Genomic DNA, 2,041 nt, shown 5'->3' on the forward strand with positions numbered 1-2,041 from the left:
CTTTTCCCCACCCCGCCGCTTGTCCTCTCGCGGGGGGGGGCGCCCCCCCGGGCGCGGGGGCCCCCCCCCCGGGGGGGCGGCCGCCGGCGGCGGAACCGCGGTGTCAGGCGCCCGCGGCGGCCTGTGCCTGCTGCTTGTCCTTGAGGCGCTGGGCCTCCTTGCGGACGCCCGCCTGGACGTCGCGCTCGTGCTGGAGCCAGTACGGGTTCTCGGCCTTGAGGGCCTCGATCTGCTCGGAGGTCAGGGCCTCGGTCACGCCGCCGCGGGCGAGACCGGCGATGGAGACACCGAGCTTGGCCGCGACGACCGGACGCGGGTGCGGGCCGTTGCGCCGCAGGTCCACGAGCCAGGTGGGCGGGTCGGCCTGCAGCGCGTTCAGCTCCTCGCGGGAGACCACGCCCTCCTGGAACTCGGCGGGGGTGGCTTCGAGGTAGACGCCCAGCTTCTTCGCCGCGGTGGCGGGCTTCATGGTCTGGGACGTCTTGGGCTTGAGCGATGTCATGGAGGCAAGGGTACGTGAGCGCGGGGTGGGCGGGTGCCCGCCCCCGGCCGCCCTCGGTAGCCTTGCCACGTGACAGACATGCAGGTGAACCCGTCCTTCCGGCTGGCGTACGTACCGGGCGTGACCCCCGGCAAGTGGGTCCGGGTCTGGGGTGAGCGACTTCCGGACGTCCCGCTGGGCCTGGTCGCCGTCGAGGCGGCCGAGGCCGACGAGACGCTGCGGACGGGCGGGGCGGACGCCGGCCTGGTCCGGCTGCCGGTCGACCGGACGGTACTCAGCGCGATCCCGCTGTACACCGAGACCACCGTCGTCGTGTTCCCCAAGGACCACTGGCTCGCCGCCGCGGAGGAGGTCGCCCTCGCTGACCTCGCCGACGACGTGGTGTTCCACCCGCTGGACGACACCCTGGAGTGGGGGGAGCTGCCCGGCCGCCCGGCGATCGAGCGGCCGGCCACCACCGGCGACGCGATCGAGCTGGTCGCGGCCAACGTCGGGGTGCTGCTGGTGCCGCAGTCGCTCGCGCGGCTGCACCACCGCCGGGACCTCACCTACCGGACGGTCGCGGACGCGCCGCAGTCGCGGGTCGCGCTGGCCTGGCCGGAGGAGGCGACGACCGACCTGGTGGAGGAGTTCATCGGGATCGTGCGCGGCCGGACGGTCAACAGCTCCCGGGGCCGCGCCCAGGCCGCTCCCGAGGCGAAGCGCGAGGACCGGCAGGGCGCGGGCGGCCGGGGTGCCGGCAAGGCCGCCGTGCCGCGCAAGTCCGCCGCCGGGCGGTCGGGTACGGGCAAGCCGGGGGCCGGGAAGTCCGGTGCGGCGGGCAAGGGCGCGGGTGGCGGTCGTGGCGGCGGTCCCGCGGCCGCCCGGAAGGGCAAGCCCAAGCGCAGGGGCTGAACGAGGGCCGTTCTCGGGGGCTCCCGAGCCCGTGATCACCCGTTCGTACCACGTCGGCCGGACGGTGGCCCCCTCCGGGAAGCGGTGTCCGAATTGCACCCATATGCTCTGACGTGATGTTGAGGGCTGAAGGGAGCCACTCGTGGACGACTACCCCCTGCTCGATGTCTTCTGGACCATGCTCTGGCTGTTCCTCTGGATCCTGTGGTTCTTCCTGCTGTTCAAGGTGATCGGCGACATCTTCCGTGACCACGAGATGGGCGGCTGGGGCAAGGCCGGCTGGCTGATCTTCGTGATCCTGCTGCCGTACATCGGCGTGCTGGTTTACCTGATCGCACGCGGACGCTCGATGACCCAGCGCGACCTCGTACAGGCGAAGGAGAACGAGGCGGCCTTCAGGGCGTACGTCCAGGACGCCGCCGGTTCGGGCGGGGCCGCCGGGCCCAGTCATGCGGACGAGCTCGCCAAGCTCGCCCAGTTGAAGGCGAACGGTTCCATCACCGAGGAGGAGTACCTGAAGGCCAAGGCCAAGGTGCTGGCCTGATCCACGGGGTGGCGCTCCGGAGCCGCGGGCGCCGCCGGCCCCCCGGGGCAGCCGCCCGGGGGGCGCGCCGGGTTCCCCGGCGGCCCCGGTGGGGGGGGTGT

General features: G+C 73.5%; 3 protein-coding genes. 2 read left to right on the forward strand and 1 reads right to left on the reverse strand.

The genetic code is table 11. From position 1 onward, the window contains the following. Positions 1-103: 103 nt before the first annotated feature. Positions 104-502, reverse strand: coding sequence for a DUF5997 family protein (locus tag ACWEQL_RS42255; protein WP_452156911.1), 399 nt, complete (start codon positions 500-502; stop codon positions 104-106). A 69-nt stretch (positions 503-571) separates the two neighbouring features. On the opposite strand from ACWEQL_RS42255, the gene ACWEQL_RS42260 reads away from it, so the two are divergent. Together ACWEQL_RS42260 and ACWEQL_RS42265 are read left to right on the forward strand one after the other, a co-directional pair. After that, positions 572-1,396, forward strand: coding sequence for a LysR substrate-binding domain-containing protein (locus ACWEQL_RS42260; protein ID WP_452156913.1), 825 nt, complete (start codon positions 572-574; stop codon positions 1,394-1,396). A 142-nt stretch (positions 1,397-1,538) separates the two neighbouring features. After that, a complete protein-coding gene (locus ACWEQL_RS42265; protein ID WP_452156915.1) occupies positions 1,539-1,940 on the forward strand; it encodes an SHOCT domain-containing protein in 402 nt (133 codons plus the stop codon). The last annotated feature ends 101 nt before the right edge of the window (positions 1,941-2,041 follow it).

It is taken from the genome of Kitasatospora sp. NPDC004240, assembly GCF_053603215.1.